Genomic DNA, 23,395 nt, shown 5'->3' with positions numbered 1-23,395 from the left:
CTATAATCGCGCCTGTTTCCCCTCTCACTGGTGCTATCCATGGCGTATCAACTGAACCTGAACTGGCCGGAATTTCTTGAGAAATACTGGCAAAAAAAACCCGTTGTGCTGAAAAATGCCTTCCCGAATTTTGTCGACCCGATTACCCCGGACGAGCTGGCAGGCCTGGCGATGGAGCCGGAGGTCGATAGCCGTCTGGTGAGCCATTTCAACGGCAAATGGCAGGCCAGCAATGGTCCGTTTGAGCACTTTGACGGCCTGGGCGAAACCGGCTGGTCGCTGCTGGCGCAGGCGGTGAACCACTGGCACATGCCGGCGGCGGAGCTGGTGCGCCCGTTCCGCGTGCTGCCGGACTGGCGTCTGGATGATCTCATGATCTCCTTCTCCGTGCCGGGCGGCGGCGTGGGCCCGCATATCGATCAGTACGATGTGTTCATCATTCAGGGGATGGGCAGCCGTCGCTGGCGCGTGGGTGACAAGCTGCCGATGCGTCAGTTCTGCCCACATCCGGCGCTGCTGCACGTGGATCCGTTTGAACCGATCATCGACGAAGATCTGGCGCCGGGCGATATTCTCTACATTCCACCTGGATTCCCGCACGACGGCTTCACTCATGAAACCGCGCTGAACTACTCTGTGGGTTTCCGGGGGCCAAACGGCCGCGATCTGATCAGCAGCTTTGCCGATTACGCGCTGGAAAACGATCTGGGTGGGGAGCATTACAGCGATCCGGATCTGACCTGCCGCGAACACCCTGGGCGCATTGAGCAGTACGAGCTCGATCGCATTCGCCAGATGATGATCGACATGATCGGTAAGCCGGATGATTTCACAAAATGGTTCGGCAGCTTTGTCTCCACGCCACGTCACGAGCTGGATATCGCCGCCGCCGAGCCGCCGTATGCGCCCGAGGAGGTGCTGGACGCGCTGCAGGGCGGCGAGAGATTGTCGCGCCTGAGCGGCCTGCGCGTGCTGAATATCAACGGCAGTTTCTTTATCAACAGTGAACAGCTCGAGACGGTAGACGCGAAGGCGGCGGACGCGCTGTGCCGCTACACTGAGCTGGGCCAGGCCGAGCTGGGCGATGCGCTGAACAACCCGGCGTTTGTCGAGGAGCTCACCGGGCTAATTAACCAGGGGTACTGGTACTTCGACGAGTAGTGCGGCCTGTTGCCCGGTGGCGCTGCGCTTACCGGGCCTACAACGGCGGTTTTCTCCCTCTCCCTGTGGGAGAGGGCCGGGGTGAGGGCATCAGGCCGCACTAGCCCTCCTCCATCGCAATCACAATCGCTTCACCCATCTTCTTCAATGCCTCGCGATGCTTATCCGTCGGCGGTAATGCCACGTTAATCCGCAGGCAGTTGCGGTACTTTCCGGAGGCGGAAAACAGCGACCCGGCCGCCGCCTGGATCTTCAACCGGCACAGCTGCTTGCTGACGCACACCATGTCGACCTTCTCCGGTAGCTCCACCCACAGCAAAAAACTGCCCTGCGGGCGCGTCACGCATATGTCTGCCGGAAAATATTGCCGTACCCAGCAGGTATAGGTTTCCATATTCTGCTGATAAATCTGGCGCATACGGCGCACGTGGCGATGATAATGGCCGTCGCGGATAAACGCCGCCACCGCCATCTGCGTGCCCGGCACGTTAAACCCGCCCGCGGCGTATTTCATGTGCATCACCCGGTCGTAGTAGCGTCCCGGCACAATCCAGCCGACGCGTAACCCTGGCGCCACGGTTTTGGTAAACGAACTGCAGAGGATCACGCGGCCATCAATATCCATGGAGTGAATGGTCCGCGGGCGCGGGTATTCCGCCGCCAGCTCGCCGTAGATATCATCCTCGACGATCACGATATCGTGCCGCTGGGCCAGGGCCAGCACCTGCTTCTTACGCGACTCCGGCATGATAAACCCAAGCGGATTATTGCAGTTGGGCACCAGGATGACTGCTTTGATGGGCCATTGCTCCAGCGCCAGCTCTAATGCCTCAATGCTGATCCCGGTTTGCGAATCGGTCGGAATTTCTATCGCCTTGATGTCAAACCCGCGCAGCATCTGCATGGTGCCGTGGAACGACGGCGACTCCACCGCCACAATGTCTCCTGGTTTACAGACCGACAGCAGGGCGATGGAGAGCGCGCCGTGGCAGCCGTTGGTGATCACAATCTCGTTCGCCGCCACGGTGGAGCCCCCGTCGAGCATCAGCCGGGCGATCTGCTCGCGCAGCTCAAGGCGGCCGTCGAGTACGTCATAGCTCAGCATTTCGGCGGGGTTGTGCTGTGCGATGCGGCTCATCTCACGCCACAGGGGCTTCAGGCTCGGCTGGTTAACGTCTGGCGAACCGCCGCCAAAGGAGATCATCTCTTTGTCGGCGCGGGCATCCAGCAGCATCATCACCTCATCCCACTGGGTGACGTCCACCGGGCGCTGCACCGGGCGCGTCATGGCCGGCACCGGCGGCTGGGCCTTGCGCTTAGACACAAAATAGCCGGAACGCGGCTGGGGAGTGATGAGCTGCAGGTTTTCGAGGATCTGATAGGCCTGCTGTATGGTGCTGATGCTCACGCCATGCTCCTGGCTCAGCGCGCGTACCGACGGCAGACGTTCACCGCTGCGATACAGCCCTTGTTCAATGCGTTCTGCCAGTAGATTGGCCAGATGTTGGTAGCGCGTCATGCTGTATCCTTTGTTGTCACCATACAGATTACAAAACCAGTACAGATTGCCGCAAAAAACGGCATGCAGATACCGTTTTAGCGGATCTGTATGTTAAACAAAAGTTGTTTTTGAGTCTGTATTGCTAAAACCGTTTTCCACGATCATAGCCCCACTGACACGGTGAGGAAGGCATCATGGAATTCTACGAAAATCGTTCAAAACGTCCGTTTATCGCGTTTGTGTGGGTAGCGAAAACGCTGCGTAACTGGTATCGCGTCAACCGTACCCGCCGCATTCTGAGCCAGATGAGCGACGAGCAGCTCAAGGACGTTGGGTTGTCGCGGTATGATGTGTGAGACACGTCGCCGCCGGGTGGCGGCTGCGCCTTACCCGGCCTACTACGATCCCGTAGGCCCGGTAAGCGTAGCGCCACCGGGCGATGTTTAGCTCAACAGCGTAAGCGTCTGCCGCTTCGGTCTTTCCAGCAAATCCACCGCCTCCTGATATGACCGCACGTTGTTATAGCCCATCACCAGCCCGTAACGTTTGCCCGACCCGCGATACCACTCTGAAAGGGCATTCACCTGCAGCTGCTGCGCTTGCCAGCAGCACGCCACCTCCCGATCGTTGCTGCCTTTCGCCAGAAACGCCACGATATGCATTCCGCCGTCGTTTTGCTCGGTGAAAAACAGATCGCCATATACCTCACGCAGGGCGGCAATCATCCACTCCCGGCGGGTCTGGTACAGCGCGCGCATCTTCTTGAGATGACGGAAAAAATGACCCTCGTTGAGAAAGGTGGTGAGGATTTTTTGCGTCAATACCGGCTGGCCGCTGGCGACGATGTCCGCGCAGTCGGTAAATGCCTCAACCGTGCTGGCGGGCATCACGATGTAGCCCATGCGTAAGGAGGGCATAATGGTTTTACTGAAAGTGCCCATAAAGATCACCCGATCATGGCGATCGAGGCTTTTCAGCGACGGCAGCACCTTGCGGGTATAGTGAAATTCTCCGTCGTAATCATCTTCAATAATCCACGCCCCGTTCTGGCTCGCCCAGTCGAGAAGCTGCTGTTTACGCGGCAGAGAGAGCGTTACCGCCAGTGGGCTCTGGTGAGAGGGCGTCACGATAGCAAAACGGGCGTCGCGGTGATGATGCAACAGATACTCCGTGTCGATGCCGCAGCGATCGACCGGCACGGTGTGCAGACGTGGCACAATCCGCTTAAGCAACTGCTGGCCCATAAAATAGCCCGGATCTTCAAACACCACTTTGTCGCTGCGGCTGGCGAGCGTATCGAGGATCAGGCGCAGACTGCCGCTGTAGCCGCTGGTGATCAACACCTGTTCGGCGGTACACGAGAGCCCGCGGGAGATATTCAGATAGCGGGCGATGGCCTGGCGCAGGGGATACCAGCCCAGCACCGGCGGGTTGAGCATCTCTTCCGGTCGCATCGAGCGCGTTGCCTGGCCTGCCAGCAGTAACCATTTTTTATAGGGGAAGCTGTCGAGGGAGGGAATGCCGGGGCGCAGAAAACCCGCTCGTTCACGCTGGCTGATAAGCGATGCCGGGAGTGTACCGGTGGTGTGATCCGCTGGAGCCGGCGTCGCGGGTAGCAAGAGATCGGGATTGACCCGCGTGCCGCGCGCGCCCTGGCTCACCAGGTACCCTTCGCCGATTAAAATAGCATACGCCGTTTCGACGGTTTTGCGCGCCACCTTGAGCTCTTCGGCCAGTACGCGAATGGCGGGCACCTTATCGCCAGGCTTCAGCACGCCGCGCGTAATGTTGTCGCGATAGCGGGTGTAAATGTCGTGATAGCCCGGCTTCATGTCCTACCTCATTTTATGGTTTTTGTATCTTTTTACTATGTCATGACCCGCGTAGATTGTCCTCATCGCATGACACATACCGTGTAAATAAGAGGAAAGACAATGAGCACTCGCGTAAACCACCATAAAGTCACTCCAGCCCTTGCCAACGCGCTGTCCGCCCTGAGCATGGAAGTGGCGAAAACCTCCATCGACCCGGCGCTGAAGCACCTGATCGACATTCGCGTTTCCCAGCTGAACGGCTGTACCTTCTGTCTGGATATGCACTCCAAAGAGGCCAAAATTGCCGGGGAGCGCGAACTGCGCCTTTACCACCTGGCGGCCTGGCGCGAATCTCCGCTGTTCAGCGCTCGCGAGAAAGCGGCGCTGGCCTTCGCCGAAGCGTTGACCCAGATTGGCGTTCACGGGGTGAGCGACGCGCTGTACCGCAGCGTGGCGGAACACTTTTCTGACGTGGAAATTTCAGAGCTGAACTTCGCCATCGTGGCGATCAACGCCTGGAACCGTTTAGGCATTACCTCGCGCATGGCCCCCGGCTCGCTGGACGCAGCTTACGGACTGAACAAGGCTAACCTGGAATAATCCCGCGCTCGCGGATCATCGCCACCAGCGCCCGCAACCCCGGCGGGACGTGGCGATGGCCTGGATAGTAAAGACGCAGCCCGGCAAACGGCTGCGTCCAGTCGTTTAACACGCTCACCAGTTCCCCGCTTTTCAGCTCATCACGGATATAGAGTTCCGGTAAAAAGCCAATCCCCAGCCCTGCTTTGACCGCGCGGATCGAGGCAAAAAGATCGGATGTCGCAAAACGCGGCGGCACGGCCAGCGCATACTGGACTCCCCGACGGGCCAGCTCCCAGCGGTAGATCCCCCCGTGGGCCATGCGCATCCCGATCCCCTGATGCAACAGCAGATCCTCCGGCGTTTGCGGGATACCGTGGCGGGCAAAATAGTCCGGTGTGGCGGTCACGAGCTGGCGGATCTCTCCGGTCAGCGGTACGGCGATCATATCCTGCGGCACCGCCTCTTCAAGGCGGATCCCGGCGTCGTAGCCTTCGGCGACGATATCGATCATCCGCGCCTCGCTCACCGTTTCCACGCGCATTTTCGGGTAGCGGATCATAAAGTCGATCAGCAGCTGGTCCAGAAACAGGGAGCCAATATTGTTCGGCACGTTCAGGCGCAGGGTGCCTGCGGGTTCGCCGGTGTCGCTGTGGATCTCTTCCCCGGCCTGACGAATTTCCTGCAGCGCCGGACCGATGCGCGCCACATAACGCTGCCCGGCGTCGGTGAGCGCCACGCTGCGGGTAGTGCGGTTAAAAAGACGCGTCTCGAGGCGGCTCTCCAGCCCGGCGATGGCGTTACTCACCGCCGTGGCGGACATACCCAGCTCCTGGGCGGCACCGCGAAAGCTGCCGCGTCGTACCACCGCCATCACCACTTCCAGCTCTGTCAAACCTGAACGATGCATAGATTATCCTGAAAATCGAAACAACCTTTGCAGCATAGCGTGGATTATCGCAACAGAGTAGTCGTGCCAGACTGTGTCTACACAGCCTGAGGAGGTTTATATGCACCACATCGAACAGATTTTTATCAACGGCGAATTTGTTACCCCGCACGGCACCGAGCGTTTTGATTTATACAACCCGGCGACGGCACAGGTCATAGGGCAGGTGCGTCTGGCAGATGAGGTCGACGCTGAACGCGCCATTGCGGCCGCCAAAGCGGCATTTCCGGCGTGGTCGCAAACCACAAAACAGGAACGGATTGCTGCGTTAACACGTATGCATGCCGCTGTTGCCGCCCGTCATGACGAACTGCTGGAGGCGATAATCGAAGAGTACGGCGCACCGGCTGCGCGCTCGGCGTGGATGGCCAGTTATCCGGCCGATGTCATTGCCCAGGCGATTGAGGCCCTGGAGGCGTTTGAATTTTCATTTTCAGCGGGGGCGGCATCGGTGCAGATGACGCCGCTAGGCGTAGCGGGCCTGATCACGCCGTGGAACAGCGATGCGGGGTTTATCTGCGGGAAACTGGCGGCAGCGCTCGCGGCGGGCTGCACGGCGGTGATCAAACCCAGCGAAATGAGCGCCCTGCAAACGCAGATTATTACCGAGGCGCTGCGTGATGCCGCATTGCCAGCGGGCGTGTTTAATATCATCACCGGGCGCGGCGAGACGGTGGGGGAGACCACTAGCCGCCACCCGGACGTGGCGAAAATCTCGTTTACGGGGTCGACGAATACCGGCAAAGCGATCCTGCGTAACGCGGCGGAGGGTTTTAAGCGCGTCACGCTGGAGTTAGGCGGTAAATCGCCGACGATTTTGCTGGATGATGTCGATCTTGCACGGGCGATCCCGCTGGTGATTCAGGCCGGGTTTATGAACAGCGGGCAGGCGTGCGTGGCCGGCACACGTATTCTGGTGCCGCAGTCGCGCAAGGCCGAGATGGAAACCGCCCTGGCGCAGGCGGTGGCGGCGGTGAAATCCGGCGACCCGCGCGAAAGCGCGACAGAGATTGGCCCAATGGTCAGCAAAAAGCAGTGGCTGCGGGTGCAGGGGTATATTCGCAAAGGGCTCGACGAAGGCGCGCGACTGCTGGCGGGCGGCGAAGGGCGACCGGACGGGACGCGGGACGGCTGGTTTGTGCGCCCGACGCTGTTTACTGATGTGAACAACCAGATGACCATCGCGCGTGAGGAAATTTTTGGCCCGGTGCTGTGCATTATTCCTTATCAGGACGAGGCGGAGGCTGTCGCGATTGCCAACGATACCGAGTACGGCCTGAGCGCGATGGTGCTGGGGCGTGACACCGGGCGTGCGCGTCGCGTGGCGCAGCAGATTGTTTCCGGGCGCGTGCTGGTAAACACCCTCGCGCATGAGCCAAAAGCCCCGTTTGGCGGGTTTAAACACTCCGGCGTGGGACGCGAGATGGGCGAATGGGGAATTGGGGCGTTTATGGAACCGAAGTCGATTGTGGGTTAAACCCTGCCCGGTGGCGCTACGCTTACCGGGCCTACAAAAACCGTAGGCCGGATAAGCGCAGCGCCATCCGGCACAACACTTCGCTCCATACCGAAGCATCCTTGTCATCTGTCCTGCATTCTCTTCACACCATCACAACGGAGAGACCTTCATGATCGCAGTCATTTTCGAAGCCAAAGCCGCGCCGGCGCATCAGGCGCGCTACCTGCAGCTCGCGGCCGAACTTAAACCCCTGCTGGCGGATATTGACGGTTTTATCGATATCGAACGTTTCCAGAGCCTGACCACCGACGGCAAAATTCTCTCGCTCTCCTGGTGGCGGGACGAAGAGGCTATCCGCAACTGGAAGCAGAACGTTTTTCATCAGGCCGCGCAGGCCGAGGGGCGGGAGTCGATTTTTACGTACTACCGCATTCGGGTGGCACAGCTGGTGCGGGAATACAGCGCCGAAAACGGAGGGCACGCGGATGTATGATGTTCATGTGATTTTTAACGATAAGCCGGGTGAACTGGCACGCTTTGGTCAGCTGTTGGGCAGTAAGGGGATTGGGCTGGAAGGCGGTGGTGTAATCGGCGTTGAGGCGCATTTTCTGGTGGAAGACGGCGAAAAAGCCCGCCATGTTCTGCTTGAGGCCGGATTTAACCTGAAAGCGGTTCGTCGGCCCATCATCAGAAAACTGCGGCAGGAACGCCCCGGCGAGCTGGGGGAGATAGCTGCTGCACTGGCGGCTCGCGGGGTGTCTATTCTTACCCAGTACAGCGACCACGCGAATCACCTCATTCTGCTGACGGATAATGATAAGCTGGCCGCAGCAATCACCGAACCCTGGGCAACCTATGTTAAAGACGAGCTTACCGCCAGATAACAGCGCAGCGCTGGAGCAGGCCATTGCCGCAGTAGCAGCCGCAATGGCCGATCCGTCGCGCGTGAAAATGCTTTGTGCGCTGATGGACGGGCGAGCGTGGACGGCCACCGAGCTGAGTGCGGCGGCGGATGTGGCGCCGTCTACCGCCAGCGGGCACCTTGCGCGGCTGCTGGACGGAAAGCTCATTACCTGCCTGTCGCAGGGGCGCCATCGCTATTATCGCCTGGCAGGGTATGACGTAGCGGAGCTGGTGGAGCAGATGATGGGGCTGTCGTGGCACCGCATTTCTCCGCCGGAAACCAGCGCGCCAAAAGCCCTGCGTGAAGCCCGCACCTGCTACGACCATCTGGCGGGCGCGGTGGCGGTGCAGATCTACGATTTCATGCAGGCCGAAAGTTGGCTGGAGCCAGACGGTTCGGCACTGACCCTGTATGGCCGGGAGCAGTTTCTGAAACTCGGTATCCCGTTAAGCACCCATCCCCGGCGAAAGGCCTGTTGCGCCTGTCTGGACTGGAGCGAGCGGCGGTTTCATCTGGGCGGTGAAGCCGGTGCGGCGCTGCTCATGCACCTGGAAAGCAAGGGCTGGATCCAGCGGGTAGCGGGGTATCGGGAAGTGGTGCTTACGGCTTCGGGGAAGGGCGCCATTACCCGACATTTTAGCCGCTAAACTCCGCTGCGGGCTGTGCCCTCACCCCAACCCTCTCCCTCAAGGGAGAGGGGGTCCTCCGTGCAGGCATTATTGTATGGGGAACCCTCAGCCCGCCGGGAGAGGGAGACATCGTTTCGCAATTCCTGCTCTTTCGTCTCGCGTTTCTTGATACTTACCCTGATAACTATTATCTTGACGACGTGTTTAGAGAGGTTCCCCCCATGAGTGAAGAACAACTGTTTTGCCGCAGGCCGATGGGCATGCGGATGGCGATGATTGTGCGCCAGTGGCGCGCCGTTATTGACGACGCCATTCTCGATACCGGGTTAACCCAGTCGAGCTGGACGGTAATGATGCAGCTTCATCAACTGGGGGATAACGTCTCGGTGAGTGAGCTGGCGGAGGTGCAGGGCATTGAACTGCCGCCGCTGATGCGCACCCTGACACAGCTGGAAAAGCAGGGATACCTGCTGCGCACCGTATCGCCTTATGACAAGCGCATCCGGCTTCTGACGCTGACGCCTGAGGGAAAAGCCATCCTAAAAAGGCTCACCCAGGTGATTGAGACGTACCAGACACGCGTATCGCAAAACATCGCGCCTGAGCATATCGAAATTTTCAGCGCCACCTTGAATCAAATCGCCTGCAATTTGCGGACAATCCGCGAAGAAGATAACAAGACCGAAAAATAATGACTCCTGAACAAAAGTTTGCCCGCTGGGTAAGGGTGAGTATTGCCTCTTTCCTGCTGATGTTTGTCTACTTTGTCGTCGCCGATATCTGGATCCCGCTGACGCCAGACTCCACCGTCATGCGCGTGGTGACGCCGGTTTCTCCGCGCGTCTCCGGGTATGTGTCGGCGGTGCACGTGCACAACAACAGCCAGGTGAAGCGGGGCGACCTGCTGTTTGAGCTGGATGACACACCGTTTCGCAATAAAGTGGAAGCGGCGCAAATCGCGCTTGAGCAGGCACGCCTGTCCAATGAACAGCTGGATGCGCAGATCGCCGCCGCCCAGGCCAGCCTGAAAACCGCCGTGCTGACCGCGCGTAACGACAAAGTGACCTTTGACCGCTACCAGAAGCTGAGCACGTTACAGAACGTCTCGCAGGCGGATCTGGATAAGGTCCGTACCACCTGGCAGAGCAGCGAGCAGTCCGTGAGCTCGATTCAGGCGAACATCCATAACCTGCGCATCCAGCGCGGCGAGCGGGAAGAGCACCGCAACGTGACGCTGCAAAAATACCGTAACGCGCTGGATGAGGCGGAGCTGAACCTCGGCTGGACGAAGGTTTACGCCCAGGCGGATGGTACGGTCAGCAACCTGCAGTTGAGCCCCGGGTTTTATGCCTCGTCCGGCTCGGCGGCGCTGGCGCTGGTGAATAATCAGACCGATATTGTGGCCGATTTTCGTGAGAAGAGTCTGCGCCATACCCATCAGGGGACCGATGCCGCCGTGGTATTTGACGCCTTTCCGGGACAGGTTTTCCGCGCCCACGTGACCAGCAGCGATGCGGGGATCCTTGCCGGACAGGAGGCGGTGAGCGGCGAACTGTCCGCGCCGGAAACCTCCAACCGTTGGGTGCGCGACGCTCAGCGAATGCGCATTCACGTGGCGCTGGATGAGACGCTGCCGAAACCGCTCCCGACCGGCGCTCGTGCCACCGTGCAGCTCTACAACAGCGAAGGGCCGTTTGCGCGCTTCTTCTCCGGGATGCAAATCCACCTGGTGAGCCTGCTCCACTATGTCTATTAGCACGCTGGCGCGGGTCTTTACCCCGCACGGCAACATCGTCTATACGGCCAATGACTTTCGCCAGACCCTGCGCATCGTCTTTGCCGGGATGATCGCGCTGAGTATTTCAAGTTTCTATAACACCAGCTACGGCGTGTTTTATGTGGTCTACCCTATCATGCTGCTGTCTCTGGTGCCGGTCTTTAACCGCCATGTGGCGAAGCAGTTTATCTTCAGCGCATCGCTAAACTGCGTCGAAATGGTGATTATCATCGGCTATCTGTCCCAGTGGCCGGTGATCATGACGCTGGTGGTTTTTGCGCTGTATGTCATGCGTTTTCGCTTTATGAGTAAGGGGCCGCTGTTCCTGTTCGGGTCGATGGGCGTGGTGTGCCAGAGCGTGATGCTCAACTTTATGAGCTATCCCACCACCGACTGGCACACGCTGCTGTTTTCCAACATTGAAGCGAGTGTGATGGCGGTATGCCTGAGCGCGCTGATGAACTACCTCCTGCCGGACGTTGAGCCACGCAAGCCGCCGCCGCTGATCGAGAAAGATGATGCCCGCGTGCGACACGAGTCTCTGCTCTCCGGCACCGTTGCGACGATGATTTTTGTCATCTTCCAGATAAGCGATTTGAGCGATTCGCTTTCGGCGCTGATGGCCGGTGTGTTGATTCTGTTCCCGATGCACTATCGCGGCGCGGTGATGAGCTCTATCTGGCGCGTGGCTGGCGTGGTGCTGGGCTGTCTCTATATTCTGGTGGTGCAGCTTATCCTCTACGATCACAGCAGCCACATGCTACTGATGATGCCGCTTATCGGCCTCGGGCTGGCGTTTGGTGCGCGTCTGCATGTGATGGAGAAGGTGGGAGCCGGCGTTGGGTTTGCCAGCATCACCACCATCGGGATTATGTTCGGTCAGAACATGCACCCGGACAGCGACCTGGTGTTCAGCGATCTCTACCGCATCACCTCGGTGACCTTTTCTCTGGTGGCGACGCTGACGATGGTGTTTCTGGTGCACTTAATCCTCAATCGCTTTGAGGCGACGCGCTACGTCATTGCACCACCCAAAACGGAGTAATGCGCAAGCACGGCGGGCAGTTGCGAAAGTAAAAACAGGATCAGGCCAATCGTCCCGCCCACCAGGGTGCCGTTGACGCGGATAAACTGCAGATCTTTGCCGATATTAAGCTCGATCTGGCGGGACATATCTTTGGCGTCCCAGCTTTTTACCGTGTCGCTGATATGGCGAGTGAGAAACGCCGCGAAATCCGGTGCCACGCGGTGTGCCGCCTGCTCGAGATGCTCATTGAGCGATGCCCGCAGGCTGTCGTCACCGAGTAGCGTTTCACCAAACCACTGCCCGGCGTTGGCGATGCGCTGCTTCACGCGGGAATCCTCACGTTGCATATCCGCCTTCAGCCACTGGCGCAGGTCAGCCCACATCTCACCCAGATAGCGGTTGAACGCGTCGTCGTTCTTCAGGTAATGCTTGATGTTCTCTGCCTTTGCGGCCATCTCCGGATCGTTTTTCAGGTTGTCGATAAGCTTCAGCGTGGCGCGGTCGAACGCCTGGCGGATCTGGTGGGTGCGGTCATGACTGACGTCGTCCAGCAGGGTATTCACCGCGTTCGACACCATCTCCGCGCTCTGATCGCCCAGCCACTCGGTGGGCAGCACCATCGCCTTGCGCGGATGCTCGGTTTTAAGCCAGTGGACGATCTGGTCTGAAATAAATTCCCGCGTGCTATCGCGTTGAATCAGGGTGATCAGGCGGTTGATGATGGCGTCCAGCAGTACCTGATGCCGGTTGTTTTTGGTCATGCTCTCCAGCATCACTGCGCTGGTTTCGGTGAAATCGACCTTGTCGATGGCCTTATGCACCGCGCGTTTGAGCAGGCGCTGAATACGCCCGTCGTCGGTCAGCTCAAGAAAACCGCCCATCACCTGAATCAGATGCTGCCCGACACGCTGGGCATTGTCGGGCTTGCTAAACCAGGTGCCAATCATCTGCGCCGGCTCATAGCGGCGGATCAGCGCCACCAGCGACTGGGTGTCGAGAAACTTCTCCTGCACGAACTGGCCGAGATTATCGCCAATCCGGTCTTTATTGCGCGGGATAATCGCCGTATGGCGCGAGATAAACGGAATGGGCACCCGGCGAAACAGCGCGACGACCGCAAACCAGTCCGCCAGCGCGCCAACCATCGCCGCCTCGGCAATGGCCTTCACGCCGCGCACCCAGAAGGTTTGCGGCAGAAACAGGGTGGTGATAAACGCCGCGACGGCAATCAGCAGCAGCGACAGCGCCAGCAGCTTGGCGCGTTTGAGTTCAGCGATTTTTTCCATGGGTTAAGGATAGAGGGAGACGGGGGGAAAGTGCAAAAACCGCCACAACACCCATACCCCAAAACCTATCAACACCGCGCCCGCCGCCCGCTCAATTAGCCACAGCGAACGGCTGAGCCTCTGTTGCACCGCGGGCAGCCCCATCAGTGATACCAGCGCCAGATCCCACACCAGCACTACCATCACCATCCAGACGCCGCAGGTCGACTGCTGAAGCAGCGTGACGTCCGGCCCCAGTAACGCCGTCATCAGCGCCAGATAGAACAGGGCGTTCTTTGGATTTAATAACGCCGAGCCAAGTCCCAGCAGGATCTGCTTACGCAGTGAAGGGAAGCGCTGGTGGGTTTCATTCAGTGCCAGTGCTTGCGGGCGGCTGCGCACCAGATGCGAGCCGATCCACAGCAGATACAGCGCCCCGCAAAACTCGATAAGGGTAAACAGCCACGTAAACTGGCGCAGCGCGCTCCAGCCGATAATCACCAGCAGGATATACAACCCGTTGCCCGCGGCGATGCCGAGGCACAGCCCGGCGCTGCCGCGGACCCGGTAGCGCGCCGCGTAGCCCACCAGCAGGAAGAAATCCGGGCCCGGGCTTAACAGGGCGACAAAATGCGCCAGCGCCAGAGCGAGAAAAGCGGAAGGGAATAACAGTTCCATAGCAACCTCTGTGTAAAAAACCGAGGTCAGACTACGGCGATGCAAACGCTATTTATTGTCCGATATTGATCGGCCCGTGGCGTACTGGCGCGGCGTGGCGGCGGTATAGATCACAAAGGTCTTATGAAAATGGCTCTGATCGGCAAACCCGCTCTGGTAGCCGACATCGGCAATATCATCCCCGGCACGCAGCCGCGCTTTGGCGTATTCCACGCGGGAGATGTTGAGAAAGCTGCCCGGCGTCAGGCCAGTGTCCTGCCTGAAGGTGCGGATCAGCGTCTCCTTGCGCAGCGAGAAGCGATGGGCAAGGTCGTCGAGTGACGGCGGGCTGGTTAAATCGGCAAGAAACGCCTGCTGGATGTGCTGGCTGGTTGTACGTAGTTCACCCGTGCGGCTGGCGCAGCGCGGAAGGGCAGAAATCAGCATGTTCAGGGAATTAGCCGACATGTTCTCAACAACGTTCTGGTAAAGAGCAAACAACGTGCTGTCGCGTATGACCTGTTCTGCCAGGGGATAATCCGTGTCGATATAGAGCATGTGATAGCTACGGGGCTGGCCCGCAACGGGGTTGCAGCTGTGCGGCACATGTGCCGGGATCACGATGAGATCGCCGGGGTGGAGGATGTACTGCGTGTCATTGCACCGGCAGCAGGTCTGGCCTTCCACTATCGCGCCAATCGAAAGTTGGGGGTGACAATGACGTTTATACGCCACGGTACTCTGCCACGTGCTGCGCAGCTCAAGGCCCGGAAGGCGGTTAAAGGTCTGGCGGATCTGTCGGGTATGGGTCATAGGCGCTCCTGTCAGGAACATTTTTATACCATGCCCTGGCCCTGCTAAGAACCTTCCGGATATACCCAACTTTACGTCCATCACCCGTCATGTTGTCTACCCTTACTACCCTAAGCGGTAAAACATGGAGATTCGATATGGCTTATCAGACAGTAAATCCTGCCACCAACCAGCTCATCAAAGAATATCCCTCTCATACCGACGCGGATATCGAAGCGGCGCTGAAAGCGGCCGACGCCCTTTACCATTCGCAGTGGGCGAAAGGCGACATTGAACAGCGCCTGCCGGTGCTGCATAAGCTTGCTGACCTGATCGACGAACGCACCGAGGAGCTGGCTAAAATTGCCAGTCAGGAGATGGGTAAGCTCATCGAACAAAGCCGCGGCGAGGTGAAGCTGTGCGCGCAAATCGCCCGCTACTATGCCGATAACGCGAAGCAGTTCCTGGCCCCGGTGAAGTACCCGTCTGAACTCGGAGAAGCGTGGGTGGAGCATCACCCCATCGGCGTGCTGATGGCCGTGGAACCGTGGAATTTCCCGTATTATCAGCTGATGCGTGTTCTGGCACCTAACCTGGCGGCGGGTAACCCGGTTCTGGCTAAACATGCCAGCATCGTGCCGCACTGTGCCGAAACCTTTGCTCATCTGGTGCGTGAGGCAGGGGCGCCGGAAGGGGCATGGACCAATCTCTTTATCTCGTCTGAGCAGGTGGCGAACATCATTGCTGACGACCGCGTACAGGGGGCCGCGCTAACCGGCTCTGAGAAAGCGGGCAGCGTGGTGGCCGCGCAGGCGGCGAAGCACATCAAGAAATCCACCCTTGAGCTGGGCGGTAACGACGTTTTCGTGGTGCTGGACGACGCGGATCTCGATAAAGCGGTGAAGACAGGCGTGAACGCGCGACTTAACAACGCCGGTCAGGTCTGTACCGCAGCGAAGCGCTTTATCCTGCATGAGAAAATTGCTGATGCCTTCCTGAGCAAATTCACCGACGCCTTTAAGCAGGTGAAAATTGGCGACCCGCTGGATGAAAGCACCACGCTTGGGCCACTGTCGTCTAAAGATGCGCTCGAAACGCTGACAAAACAGGTCAACGAGGCGGTGAAAAAGGGCGCGACGTTACACTATGGTGGTAAACCGGTGCAGCGCGACGGGAGCTTCTTTGAGCCGACGATCCTGACGAATATCTCCCGCGACAACCCGGCGTACTTCGAGGAGTTCTTCGGCCCGGTGGCGCAGATATATGTGGTGAAAAACGATGACGAGGCGGTCGCCCTGGCGAACGACTCCCACTACGGACTGGGCGGTGCGGTGTTCAGTCAGGATATTGAACGCGCGAAGAAAATGGCGTCACGGATTGAGACCGGGATGGTGTATATCAACTGGCTCACCGATACCGCACCGGAGCTGCCGTTTGGCGGCGTGAAGCGCTCCGGTTACGGACGCGAGCTGTCGGATCTGGGGATCAAAGAGTTTGTGAACCAGAAGCTGGTGGTGGTGCGTAAGTAAGCAGCAATAAAAAACCTGCCAGTAGGCAGGTTTTTTAGAGATTATTGCACTTCAATTTTATCCCAGCCGCTTTTGAACATGCAGCTGTCTACGAGGGTCGCCCTGCGATCCTCATTGGCGTCTTCAACCGTGTAGCTCGTGGAAATATCCTTTTTCTTGTTCTTCAGATCCGTTTTTTCCGAGTCCGAACCGGTTACGACGTTATCCGGGGGCAGATCGATCAGCGCCTGCGCTTCACATTCCGTGAGCTTTTTGTTCATTTCAGCGTCGCTGACGCCCGGTTTCACCCATTTGTACTGGACGCAGCCGGTGAGCAGAAGCGTGAGGCTCAGAACGCAAAGCGCGGTAATGCGGTGTTTCATCAGAAGGTGACTCCACCGCCAACATACGCACCGTCAATCAGGGTGTGGCCTGGACGACCGTCTTTACCATCCACGCTCACGTGGCGGTAACCCACTTTCAGGGTCACAGGTGTAACTGGCGTCCAGCTTACGCCGCCGTTGGCTTCAACGTAGTTTTTCACGCTGTTGTTCATCCCTTCTGGTGCCACGTAGCCTTCACCATACAGATGAATGCTGTCGGTCAGGGCAACGTTTACGCCGCCACCGATCGGGAACGCCACGCCGTTATCGCCTTTTTTCGGGCCGATATAGATAGCTTTTGCACCCGCGTTCAGCATGACCGGGCCAAGACCCAGGTTATAACCTGCACCCACACCGCCGGTCTGCGTACCGTCATCGGTGTTTTTCAGCCAGTTGCTTTCCACATACAGGCCGGATGAGGATTTACCCATCTCCAGGTTGAGGTTGGTAAAGTTTTTACCCTGCTCAACGCTGCCACCCAGAGCCAGTGCAGAACCCGATACAGCAGTCAACGCAGTCAGCAGAAGGATATTCAGTTTTTTCATCTCATATGCCTCGTCATCAATTTAATCTGGGCGCACCTTAACAAGCGATGTTAATGACTGCAAATGTGATGAAAGTCGCCGTTTTATGCTGGTTTTGTTAATTTTTTAATTTGGTGGTGTTGCGAGAGTGTTGGGTTGCGAGGTCGTCAACGGGTAATGATTTGGCGTTTAGAAAGTGTTTATTTTTTTAGCTAAACATAATCTGAACGAGAGCAGAAAGAGTGGTTCGCAGCGAATTAATTGGGTTTCTAATAATTTCCAGAAATGTTTCCGCTGTTACAGATAACAACAGAGCTTTACATTTCTTTGGCGCTCCGGCCCGCGCAATGTTGCCATTCGATGTCATTTTCCTGACACGTTTCTTCTTTACGGTGTGAGCTTCACTTTATGGATGCTAACAATATGAAAAGAAAAATTATTCCTGTGCTAATCGGTTGTGTGCTCTCTTTCTCTGCCCTCGCGGCGCAGCCTACGGCTGAGCGCTATGTCGTCAGTTTTCCAGAAGGCACACACGTGAACTACACCGGCGCATTTGCCAGTGCATTCCCGAACGGCCTTCCGGTTGGGATAGGTTCTGGCCTGCTGTTCACCGGGAAACAGGGCGATGCCCTGACCTTCGCCACCATTACCGATCGCGGTCCGAACGCGGATTCACCGAAAGTGGGTAAAAACGAAGCCAAAATTTTCGTTACGCCAGATTTCGCGCCGCTGCTGATGACGATTCGTGTACAAAACGGCAAAGCGGAGGCCATTGATGCCCGTCCTCTGCATGACGATAAAGGCGCGATCAACGGTCTGCCGCTCGAAAGCGACGTGATTGGATCCACCAATGAAGTGGCCTTCAGCGACACGTTAAAGAGGCTGAAGGGGGATAATCGCGGGCTGGATACGGAAGGGATCACCCCGGACGGTAAAGGCGGTTACTGGCTGTGCGATGAGTATGGCCCGTTCCTGATTAACATCGACAGTAAAGGGAAAATCCTGGCGATCCACGGTCCGCAGGCGGCGGAAGGGGAAAAAGCAATTGCGGGCGGTTTGCCAAATATCCTCAAATGGCGTCAGGCGAACCGCGGCTTTGAAGGCCTCACCCGTATGCCGGACGGGCGTATTATTGCCGCCGTGCAAAGTACGCTGGATATCGACGGTAAGAGCAAGAAAAAGGCGCTGTTTACGCGTCTGGTGAGCTTTGACCCGGCAAGCGGAAAAACCGCGATGTACGGTTATCCCATCGACAGCGCGGCTTACAGCAAAAACAGCGACGCTAAAACCGGCGACATCGTGGCGCTCGATAACCAGCACATCCTGCTGATCGAACAGGGAAGTGATAAAAACGACGGAATGCGTAACCTGATTTACAAGGTCGATCTCAGTAAGGCGAGCGACCTGTCAGGTTTCGACAAGCCGGGCGAGTATCCGGAGTTTGATGATGAGAAAACCCTGGCACAGCGCGGCATTACCCTTGCGCAGAAAACGCAGGTTGTTGATCTGCGCGCCCTGGGCTGGCAGCAGGAAAAGGCTGAAGGGCTGGCGCTGATCGACAGCAAAACGCTGGCGGTGGCGAACGATAACGATTTTGGCGTGAAGGTGGCGATGCAACATCCTGTCGAGGGCAAGAAGCTCAAGGATTATCGGGTGAACGCGGAAGGAAAGCTGACGCTGGATGATAAGCCGGTTAAAACGACCCTCAGCGTGAAGCCGCTGGAGAAACCGGAGTCTGACAGTGAGCTGTGGATTGTGACGCTGCCGGAGGCGGTGAAATAAGTTTATCTCTTACCCCTCACCCTAACCCTCTCCCAAAGGGAGAGGGAATGCCGGGCGGTTATCTCTTCAGCCCCGCAAACGCCGCCCGGATTTCCTCTTCCGGCAGCTGGATACCGATAAATACCATCACGCTGCGCGGTGTCTCGTCGCCCCAGGGTCTGTCCCAGTCCGCGCTGTACAGCCGCTGTACGCCCTGGAACAGCAGGCGGTTTGGTTCGCCGTCGATCCACAGCATGCCTTTGTAGCGCAGCAGTTTATCGGCAAACGACAGGAGCAGGTTCTCCATCACGCGGGCGACCTCGCTGATGTCTACCGGGTAATCCAGCTCCACCACAATCGACGCTACGTCGTTCTGCTTATCCGCCATAAAGTGAAAACGCGGTTTTGAGGTGACATGCTCTTCCAGCATAAAACCGTTGGTGTTGAACAGCTGAGACAGGTCGATATCGCCGTGCGTCACGGTGTATACCGGTGCGCGGGCGTTGATGCGTGCCAGGCGCTCGCGCAGTTTAACGCTCTCGCCCGCCACGTCGGTTTTGGTCAGCAGGATGCGGTCGGCGTAGCCCACCTGAGACTGGGCGATGGTGAACTGGTTCATCTGATCGTCGGCGTGAACCGCGTCGACCAGGGCAATCACGCCGTCCAGCAGGTAGCGCTGGCAAAGGATGTCATGCGAGAAAAAGGTCTGAATAATCGGGCCGGGGTCGGCCATGCCGGTGCATTCAATCACCAGGCGGTCGAAGTGGATGTCCCCACGATCGCGGCTGTCGAGCAGGTCCAGCAGGGCATCTTCCAGTTCGTTAGAGCGGGTACAGCAGATGCAGCCGTTGGTCAGGGTTTTGATCTGCGTGGCGCGATCGCCAATCAGCTGGTCGTCAACGGAGACTTCGCCGAACTCGTTTTCGATCACGGCGATTTTGAAACCGTGCTGCGCGTTGAGAATGTGGCGCAGCAGGGTGGTTTTACCGGCGCCGAGGAAACCGGTCAACAGGGTGACGGCAATCGGGGTCATGGTCTCTCCTTTAGCAGCAGCGGACGCCGCCTTCTCCACTTCCGCCGTAGCGCGCTTCCTGACGCTCGCGGAAGAATTCAGTGTAGGTCATGTAGGGCTTATCCGGGTGGTTGGTTTTCATATGCTCAACGTAGTTGTCATAGTCCGGAATGCCAATCAGCATTTTCGCTGCCTGACCGAGGTATTTTTTTGCTTCGCCTAAGTTACCAAACATAACCTGTCCTGATAAGAAAAAGCCCGGTGGCGCGCAGCGATCCGGGCTTACAGTTACATGCAGGATTAATGGTGCGAAGAGGTCTTCACGCCGCCTTCCGGTACCGGCACGTACGGGGTCTCTTTGTCCGTTCGACCTTCAGCGTTACGCACTTTCATCCAGGTTTTGATGCCGTAGAAGATAATGCTGTACACCACCACCAGGAACAGAATGCTCAGACCCGCGTTGGTGTAGTTGTTCACCACGATATGGTTCATGTTGGCAATCTGCTGGGCGGTGAGATCCGCGCCACCGGCGGCAATTTTCGCTTTGTACTGGTTAGCCATGTAGAAGAAGCCTTCCAGCTGCGGGTTGCTGCTGAACAGTTTCAGACCCAGCGCCCAGGTGGTGCAGAGCAGCAGCCACAGCGCAGGCACAACGGTGACCCAGATGTATTTGGTGCGTTTCATCTTCACCAGTACCACGGTGCCGAGCACCAGGGCAACGGCTGCCAGCATCTGGTTAGAGATACCGAACAGCGGCCACAGGCTCTTCACGCCGCCGAGTGGGTCAACAACGCCCTGGTACAGCAGGTAACCCCACAGGCCAACGCAGCCCGCGGTACCCAGCGCGCCCGCCACCAGAGAGTCGGTTTTCTTCAGGAACGGCACGAAGTTCCCCAACAGATCCTGCAGCATAAAGCGGCCTGCACGGGTACCGGCGTCCAGCGCGGTGAGGATGAACAGCGCTTCGAACAGAATACCGAAGTGGTACCAGAAGCCCATGTCCGCCCATGGCAGCACTTTGTGGAACACGTGTGCAATACCTACCGCCAGCGTCGGTGCGCCACCGGCGCGGTTCAGCACGGACGGTTCGCCGATGTCTTTCGCGGTCTGCATGATCTGCTCAGGCGAAATCACAAAGCCCCAGGAGCTGACGGTCGCCGCCGCGTGGGCGCTGGCGTCCTTCAACTGCGCCATAATCAGCGCCGCGTTGTCACCGCCCATCTCATGCAGATTTGGCATGGTGATGCCCAGGCCTGCCGGCGGGGTGTTCATCGCGAAGTAAAGACCCGGTTCGATGATAGACGCAGCCACCAGCGCCATGATCGCCACGAAGGATTCCATCAGCATGGCACCGTAACCGATGAAACGCGCGTCGGTTTCGTTGGCCATCAGCTTCGGCGTGGTGCCGGAGGAGATCAGCGCGTGGAAGCCAGAAACGGCACCACAGGCGATGGTGATAAACAGGAACGGGAACAGGGCGCCTTTCCACAGCGGACCGGTACCGTCAATGTACTGGGTCACCGCCGGCATTTTCAGTTCAGGGTTGATGATCACAATACCGATCGCCAGCCCGACGATGACGCCGATTTTCAGGAAGGTCGCCAGATAGTCACGCGGAGCCAGAATCAGCCATACCGGCAGAAGGGCAGAGATAAACGCGTAACCAATCAGGGCAAAGGTGATGGTGGTGTCTTTGAAGGTCAGCGCCGGACCCCAGTACGGGTCGTGCGCAATCACACCGCCGAAGTAGATTGAGGCAACCAGCAGCACGATACCAATGACCGACACCTCGCCGACGCGGCCAGGGCGCAGGAAGCGCATGTAGATCCCCATGAACAGCGCAATCGGCACGGTAGAGCAGACGGTAAAGACGCCCCACGGACTTTCAGCCAGCGCTTTCACCACGATTAATGCCAGCACCGCGAGGATGATGATCATAATCAGGAAGCAGCCGAAGAGGGCGATGGTACCCGGCACGCGGCCCATCTCTTCTTTGATCATCTCACCCAGCGACGAACCGTTACGGCGCGAGGAGATAAACAGCACCATAAAGTCCTGCACCGCACCCGCCAGCACTACACCAGCGAGCAGCCACAGGGTACCCGGCAGGTAGCCCATCTGCGCGGCCAGTACCGGGCCGACCAGCGGGCCAGCGCCTGCAATGGCGGCAAAGTGGTGACCAAACAGCACATAGCGGTTGGTTGGCACGTAGTTCAGGCCGTCATTGTTAATGACCGCCGGGGTGGCACGCGTCGGGTCGAGTTTCATGACCTTCTGCGCGATGTATAAGCTGTAGTAGCGATAAGCCACAAGGTAGACGGAAACCGACGCGACCACGATCCACAGGGCGCTTACGTGTTCGCCCCGGCGTAATGCGACAACCGCCAGACAGAAAGCGCCGAGGATCCCGAGTAAGGCCCAGGGCACGTGCTTCAGTAGTTTTTTAGTATCCATAGTAAGACCTGGTTTTTTATGTAAAGAAAAAAGGGTCAGGGTTCGTTGTGAGGAGGTATTGAGTAATGCTGGAGCGATCGTGCCAGAAGCTTGCGCGCGTAAAGGGGAGAAAATGGGTGAGTGGTTGAAAGTGCCTGGTGAGCGGTCAAAGGGGGCGGCGAGTGGTTCAGGCTCGCCGCCAGCGGGAGAAATAATGTGATACAGATCACCCGGTTACCGTGGCTGCGCTCCCCGCCAGGTAGCCTTCCAGCGTTTTAACCAGCTTTTCCTTAAGCCAGGCTGGCTCCAGGATCTGAATGTTGGGTAACCAGTAGAACAGCAGCGGCAGGATCTGGTTTTCATGTGCTGCCTGACAGCGCAGCGTCACGCCGTCGTGTTGCTCCTCCAGCAGCTCTTGTGCCGGGAGGAGATCGCGGCGCAGGAAGTAGTGTGAAATATTATCCTTAATAAATATTTTCACCTCGAAAGTATCTTCCGATACCCACGGATCGAGGTTTTTTTCCAACAGCCCGATCACATTTTCGTCCGGCGTAAAGGTGCGTTTCTGAATATCAAGCCAGCGAATCTGACTCAATGAGAAGGATTTTAACCGGCTATTTTCGGTAGCTTGTAAATACCATATATTTTTTTTGTTAATGAGTTTATAGGGGTTAATCAGCCGGGTTTTGCCTTTATAAACGATCTGGCAAACATTACAGTTTTTAATCGATTTTTCAATGTTGGATAAATGGCGACGAATATCACGTTCCGCCGTGTGCTCCGCCTCGTTGGCGAGAATAAGAATATGATTTTCGTCAACGCGGTTTTCGAGTTTCTCCCAAAACTCCGCGTTTCTTTCGGGGAAAAAACTATCAGCATTCAGGAAGTTAGCAAGGGTATGGTGTAATCCTTGTCCGCCGGGCGATTGCGCGGAATGGATCAGCCGATATAGCCCGTTTCCGGTATGTTCCACAATCGGGGAGAGCGCATTTAAATCCCGGTAGACGGTACGCTCGGTAATATTAAATTTCTCCATCAGCGCACTGCGGTTTATCACACCGTTTAAATGTAGCTCAAGGAGAATATCGACCAGACGTTCAGCCGAGCGGCTCCGCGTCGTTTTAGCCATAAGGTCTTCCTGTATATTAGGGTATGCGCTGAATGATGCGGGTAGCACTGACACAGCGTGTCAGTATTCAGGCACAGAAAATTTCTCTTATGGCTATATAACGGCGTGATTTAGCGGAAACCTTAGGAATT

24 protein-coding genes are annotated in these 23,395 nt (G+C 57.6%); 12 read left to right on the top strand and 12 right to left on the bottom strand.

Annotated elements, in window-relative coordinates; genetic code table 11:
* The first annotated feature begins 39 nt into the window (after positions 1 to 39).
* Positions 40 to 1,161: a cupin domain-containing protein gene (locus APU11_RS07300; protein WP_013095420.1), complete on the top strand. Its 1,122-nt coding sequence runs from the start codon at positions 40 to 42 to the stop codon at positions 1,159 to 1,161.
* A gap of 100 nt (positions 1,162 to 1,261) precedes the next feature.
* On the opposite strand, the gene APU11_RS07295 is transcribed toward APU11_RS07300, so the two are convergent.
* A complete protein-coding gene (locus APU11_RS07295; RefSeq protein ID WP_029882201.1) occupies positions 1,262 to 2,680 on the bottom strand; it encodes a PLP-dependent aminotransferase family protein in 1,419 nt (472 codons plus the stop codon).
* 176 nt (positions 2,681 to 2,856) lie between these two features.
* Here APU11_RS07295 and APU11_RS07290 point away from each other — a divergent pair, with 176 nt between their 5' ends.
* Positions 2,857 to 3,018 carry a DUF1127 domain-containing protein gene (locus tag APU11_RS07290; RefSeq protein WP_020687816.1) on the top strand — a complete coding sequence of 54 codons (162 nt, stop codon included), beginning with the start codon at positions 2,857 to 2,859 and terminating at the stop codon, positions 3,016 to 3,018.
* Positions 3,019 to 3,105: 87 nt separating this feature from the next.
* Here the strand turns inward: APU11_RS07290 and APU11_RS07285 are convergent, their stop codons facing one another.
* Positions 3,106 to 4,494, bottom strand: coding sequence for a PLP-dependent aminotransferase family protein (locus APU11_RS07285; protein ID WP_047023206.1), 1,389 nt, complete (start codon positions 4,492 to 4,494; stop codon positions 3,106 to 3,108).
* A gap of 102 nt (positions 4,495 to 4,596) precedes the next feature.
* On the opposite strand from APU11_RS07285, the gene APU11_RS07280 reads away from it, so the two are divergent.
* The gene (locus APU11_RS07280) at positions 4,597 to 5,076 is read left to right on the top strand and encodes a carboxymuconolactone decarboxylase family protein (RefSeq protein WP_013095424.1); all 480 of its coding nucleotides are present in this window, start codon (positions 4,597 to 4,599) and stop codon (positions 5,074 to 5,076) included.
* Here the strand turns inward: APU11_RS07280 and APU11_RS07275 are convergent.
* The gene (locus APU11_RS07275) at positions 5,063 to 5,965 is read right to left on the bottom strand and encodes a LysR family transcriptional regulator (protein WP_023620661.1); all 903 of its coding nucleotides are present in this window, start codon (positions 5,963 to 5,965) and stop codon (positions 5,063 to 5,065) included. The genes APU11_RS07280 and APU11_RS07275 overlap by 14 nt on opposite strands.
* A 100-nt stretch (positions 5,966 to 6,065) precedes the next feature.
* On the opposite strand from APU11_RS07275, the gene APU11_RS07270 reads away from it, so the two are divergent.
* From APU11_RS07270 to APU11_RS07240, 7 genes are all read left to right on the top strand, one after another.
* Complete coding sequence (locus APU11_RS07270; RefSeq protein WP_048972326.1) at positions 6,066 to 7,481, top strand: aldehyde dehydrogenase family protein; 1,416 nt, start codon at positions 6,066 to 6,068, stop codon at positions 7,479 to 7,481.
* Positions 7,482 to 7,632: 151 nt separating this feature from the next.
* Positions 7,633 to 7,956 carry an antibiotic biosynthesis monooxygenase gene (locus APU11_RS07265; protein ID WP_023620659.1) on the top strand — a complete coding sequence of 108 codons (324 nt, stop codon included), beginning with the start codon at positions 7,633 to 7,635 and terminating at the stop codon, positions 7,954 to 7,956.
* Positions 7,949 to 8,347, top strand: coding sequence for a hypothetical protein (locus tag APU11_RS07260; protein ID WP_058651138.1), 399 nt, complete (start codon positions 7,949 to 7,951; stop codon positions 8,345 to 8,347). Before APU11_RS07265 ends, APU11_RS07260 begins: the two co-directional genes overlap by 8 nt.
* A complete protein-coding gene (locus tag APU11_RS07255; protein ID WP_045295461.1) occupies positions 8,319 to 9,014 on the top strand; it encodes a winged helix-turn-helix domain-containing protein in 696 nt (231 codons plus the stop codon). The genes APU11_RS07260 and APU11_RS07255 overlap by 29 nt, the downstream gene beginning before the upstream one ends.
* A 203-nt stretch (positions 9,015 to 9,217) precedes the next feature.
* Complete coding sequence (locus APU11_RS07250; RefSeq protein ID WP_013095432.1) at positions 9,218 to 9,688, top strand: MarR family transcriptional regulator; 471 nt, start codon at positions 9,218 to 9,220, stop codon at positions 9,686 to 9,688.
* Positions 9,685 to 10,752, top strand: a complete 1,068-nt coding sequence (locus APU11_RS07245; RefSeq protein ID WP_029882194.1) for an HlyD family secretion protein — start codon at positions 9,685 to 9,687, stop codon at positions 10,750 to 10,752. The genes APU11_RS07250 and APU11_RS07245 overlap by 4 nt, the downstream gene beginning before the upstream one ends.
* The gene (locus APU11_RS07240) at positions 10,742 to 11,818 is read left to right on the top strand and encodes a DUF2955 domain-containing protein (protein WP_013095434.1); all 1,077 of its coding nucleotides are present in this window, start codon (positions 10,742 to 10,744) and stop codon (positions 11,816 to 11,818) included. The genes APU11_RS07245 and APU11_RS07240 overlap by 11 nt, the downstream gene beginning before the upstream one ends.
* Here APU11_RS07240 and APU11_RS07235 read toward each other — a convergent pair.
* Genes APU11_RS07235 through APU11_RS07225 form a run of 3 tightly spaced genes read right to left on the bottom strand, consistent with a single transcriptional unit; the run spans position 11,788 to position 14,535 of the window.
* The gene (locus APU11_RS07235; RefSeq protein WP_013095435.1) at positions 11,788 to 13,086 is read right to left on the bottom strand and encodes a DUF445 domain-containing protein; all 1,299 of its coding nucleotides are present in this window, start codon (positions 13,084 to 13,086) and stop codon (positions 11,788 to 11,790) included. The two genes, APU11_RS07240 and APU11_RS07235, sit on opposite strands and share 31 nt — an antisense overlap.
* A gap of 3 nt (positions 13,087 to 13,089) precedes the next feature.
* Positions 13,090 to 13,743 carry a LysE family translocator gene (locus APU11_RS07230; RefSeq protein ID WP_044158894.1) on the bottom strand — a complete coding sequence of 218 codons (654 nt, stop codon included), beginning with the start codon at positions 13,741 to 13,743 and terminating at the stop codon, positions 13,090 to 13,092.
* A 48-nt stretch (positions 13,744 to 13,791) separates the two neighbouring features.
* Complete coding sequence (locus APU11_RS07225; RefSeq protein WP_013095437.1) at positions 13,792 to 14,535, bottom strand: AraC family transcriptional regulator; 744 nt, start codon at positions 14,533 to 14,535, stop codon at positions 13,792 to 13,794.
* A 137-nt stretch (positions 14,536 to 14,672) separates the two neighbouring features.
* On the opposite strand from APU11_RS07225, the gene APU11_RS07220 reads away from it, so the two are divergent.
* Positions 14,673 to 16,043, top strand: coding sequence for an NAD-dependent succinate-semialdehyde dehydrogenase (locus APU11_RS07220; RefSeq protein WP_013095438.1), 1,371 nt, complete (start codon positions 14,673 to 14,675; stop codon positions 16,041 to 16,043).
* A gap of 41 nt (positions 16,044 to 16,084) precedes the next feature.
* Here the strand turns inward: APU11_RS07220 and APU11_RS07215 are convergent, their stop codons facing one another.
* On the bottom strand, positions 16,085 to 16,405 hold the full coding sequence (locus APU11_RS07215; RefSeq protein WP_013095439.1) for a hypothetical protein: 321 nt from the start codon (positions 16,403 to 16,405) through the stop codon (positions 16,085 to 16,087).
* Complete coding sequence (locus tag APU11_RS07210) at positions 16,405 to 16,950, bottom strand: YfaZ family outer membrane protein (protein WP_013095440.1); 546 nt, start codon at positions 16,948 to 16,950, stop codon at positions 16,405 to 16,407. The genes APU11_RS07215 and APU11_RS07210 overlap by 1 nt, the downstream gene beginning before the upstream one ends.
* Before the next feature lie 402 nt (positions 16,951 to 17,352).
* Between APU11_RS07210 and APU11_RS07205 the strand changes: the two genes are divergently transcribed.
* On the top strand, positions 17,353 to 18,711 hold the full coding sequence (locus APU11_RS07205) for an esterase-like activity of phytase family protein (protein WP_045295464.1): 1,359 nt from the start codon (positions 17,353 to 17,355) through the stop codon (positions 18,709 to 18,711).
* Between the two features lie 58 nt (positions 18,712 to 18,769).
* Here the strand turns inward: APU11_RS07205 and yjiA are convergent, their stop codons facing one another.
* From yjiA to APU11_RS07185, 4 genes are all read right to left on the bottom strand, one after another.
* Entirely contained in the window at positions 18,770 to 19,723 is a 954-nt protein-coding gene (gene yjiA, locus APU11_RS07200; RefSeq protein ID WP_058651137.1) for a GTPase, read from the bottom strand.
* Between the two features lie 10 nt (positions 19,724 to 19,733).
* Positions 19,734 to 19,937, bottom strand: coding sequence for a YbdD/YjiX family protein (locus APU11_RS07195; protein WP_003856610.1), 204 nt, complete (start codon positions 19,935 to 19,937; stop codon positions 19,734 to 19,736).
* A gap of 65 nt (positions 19,938 to 20,002) precedes the next feature.
* Positions 20,003 to 22,156 carry a carbon starvation CstA family protein gene (locus APU11_RS07190; RefSeq protein WP_058651136.1) on the bottom strand — a complete coding sequence of 718 codons (2,154 nt, stop codon included), beginning with the start codon at positions 22,154 to 22,156 and terminating at the stop codon, positions 20,003 to 20,005.
* 205 nt (positions 22,157 to 22,361) lie between these two features.
* A complete protein-coding gene (locus APU11_RS07185) occupies positions 22,362 to 23,264 on the bottom strand; it encodes a WYL domain-containing protein (protein WP_020688847.1) in 903 nt (300 codons plus the stop codon).
* Between the last annotated feature and the right edge of the window lie 131 nt (positions 23,265 to 23,395).

The organism is Enterobacter sp. 50793107 (assembly GCF_001463365.1).
Lineage (GTDB): Bacteria > Pseudomonadota > Gammaproteobacteria > Enterobacterales > Enterobacteriaceae > Enterobacter > Enterobacter cloacae.
This window is presented reverse-complemented; position numbering and strand designations above follow the sequence as displayed.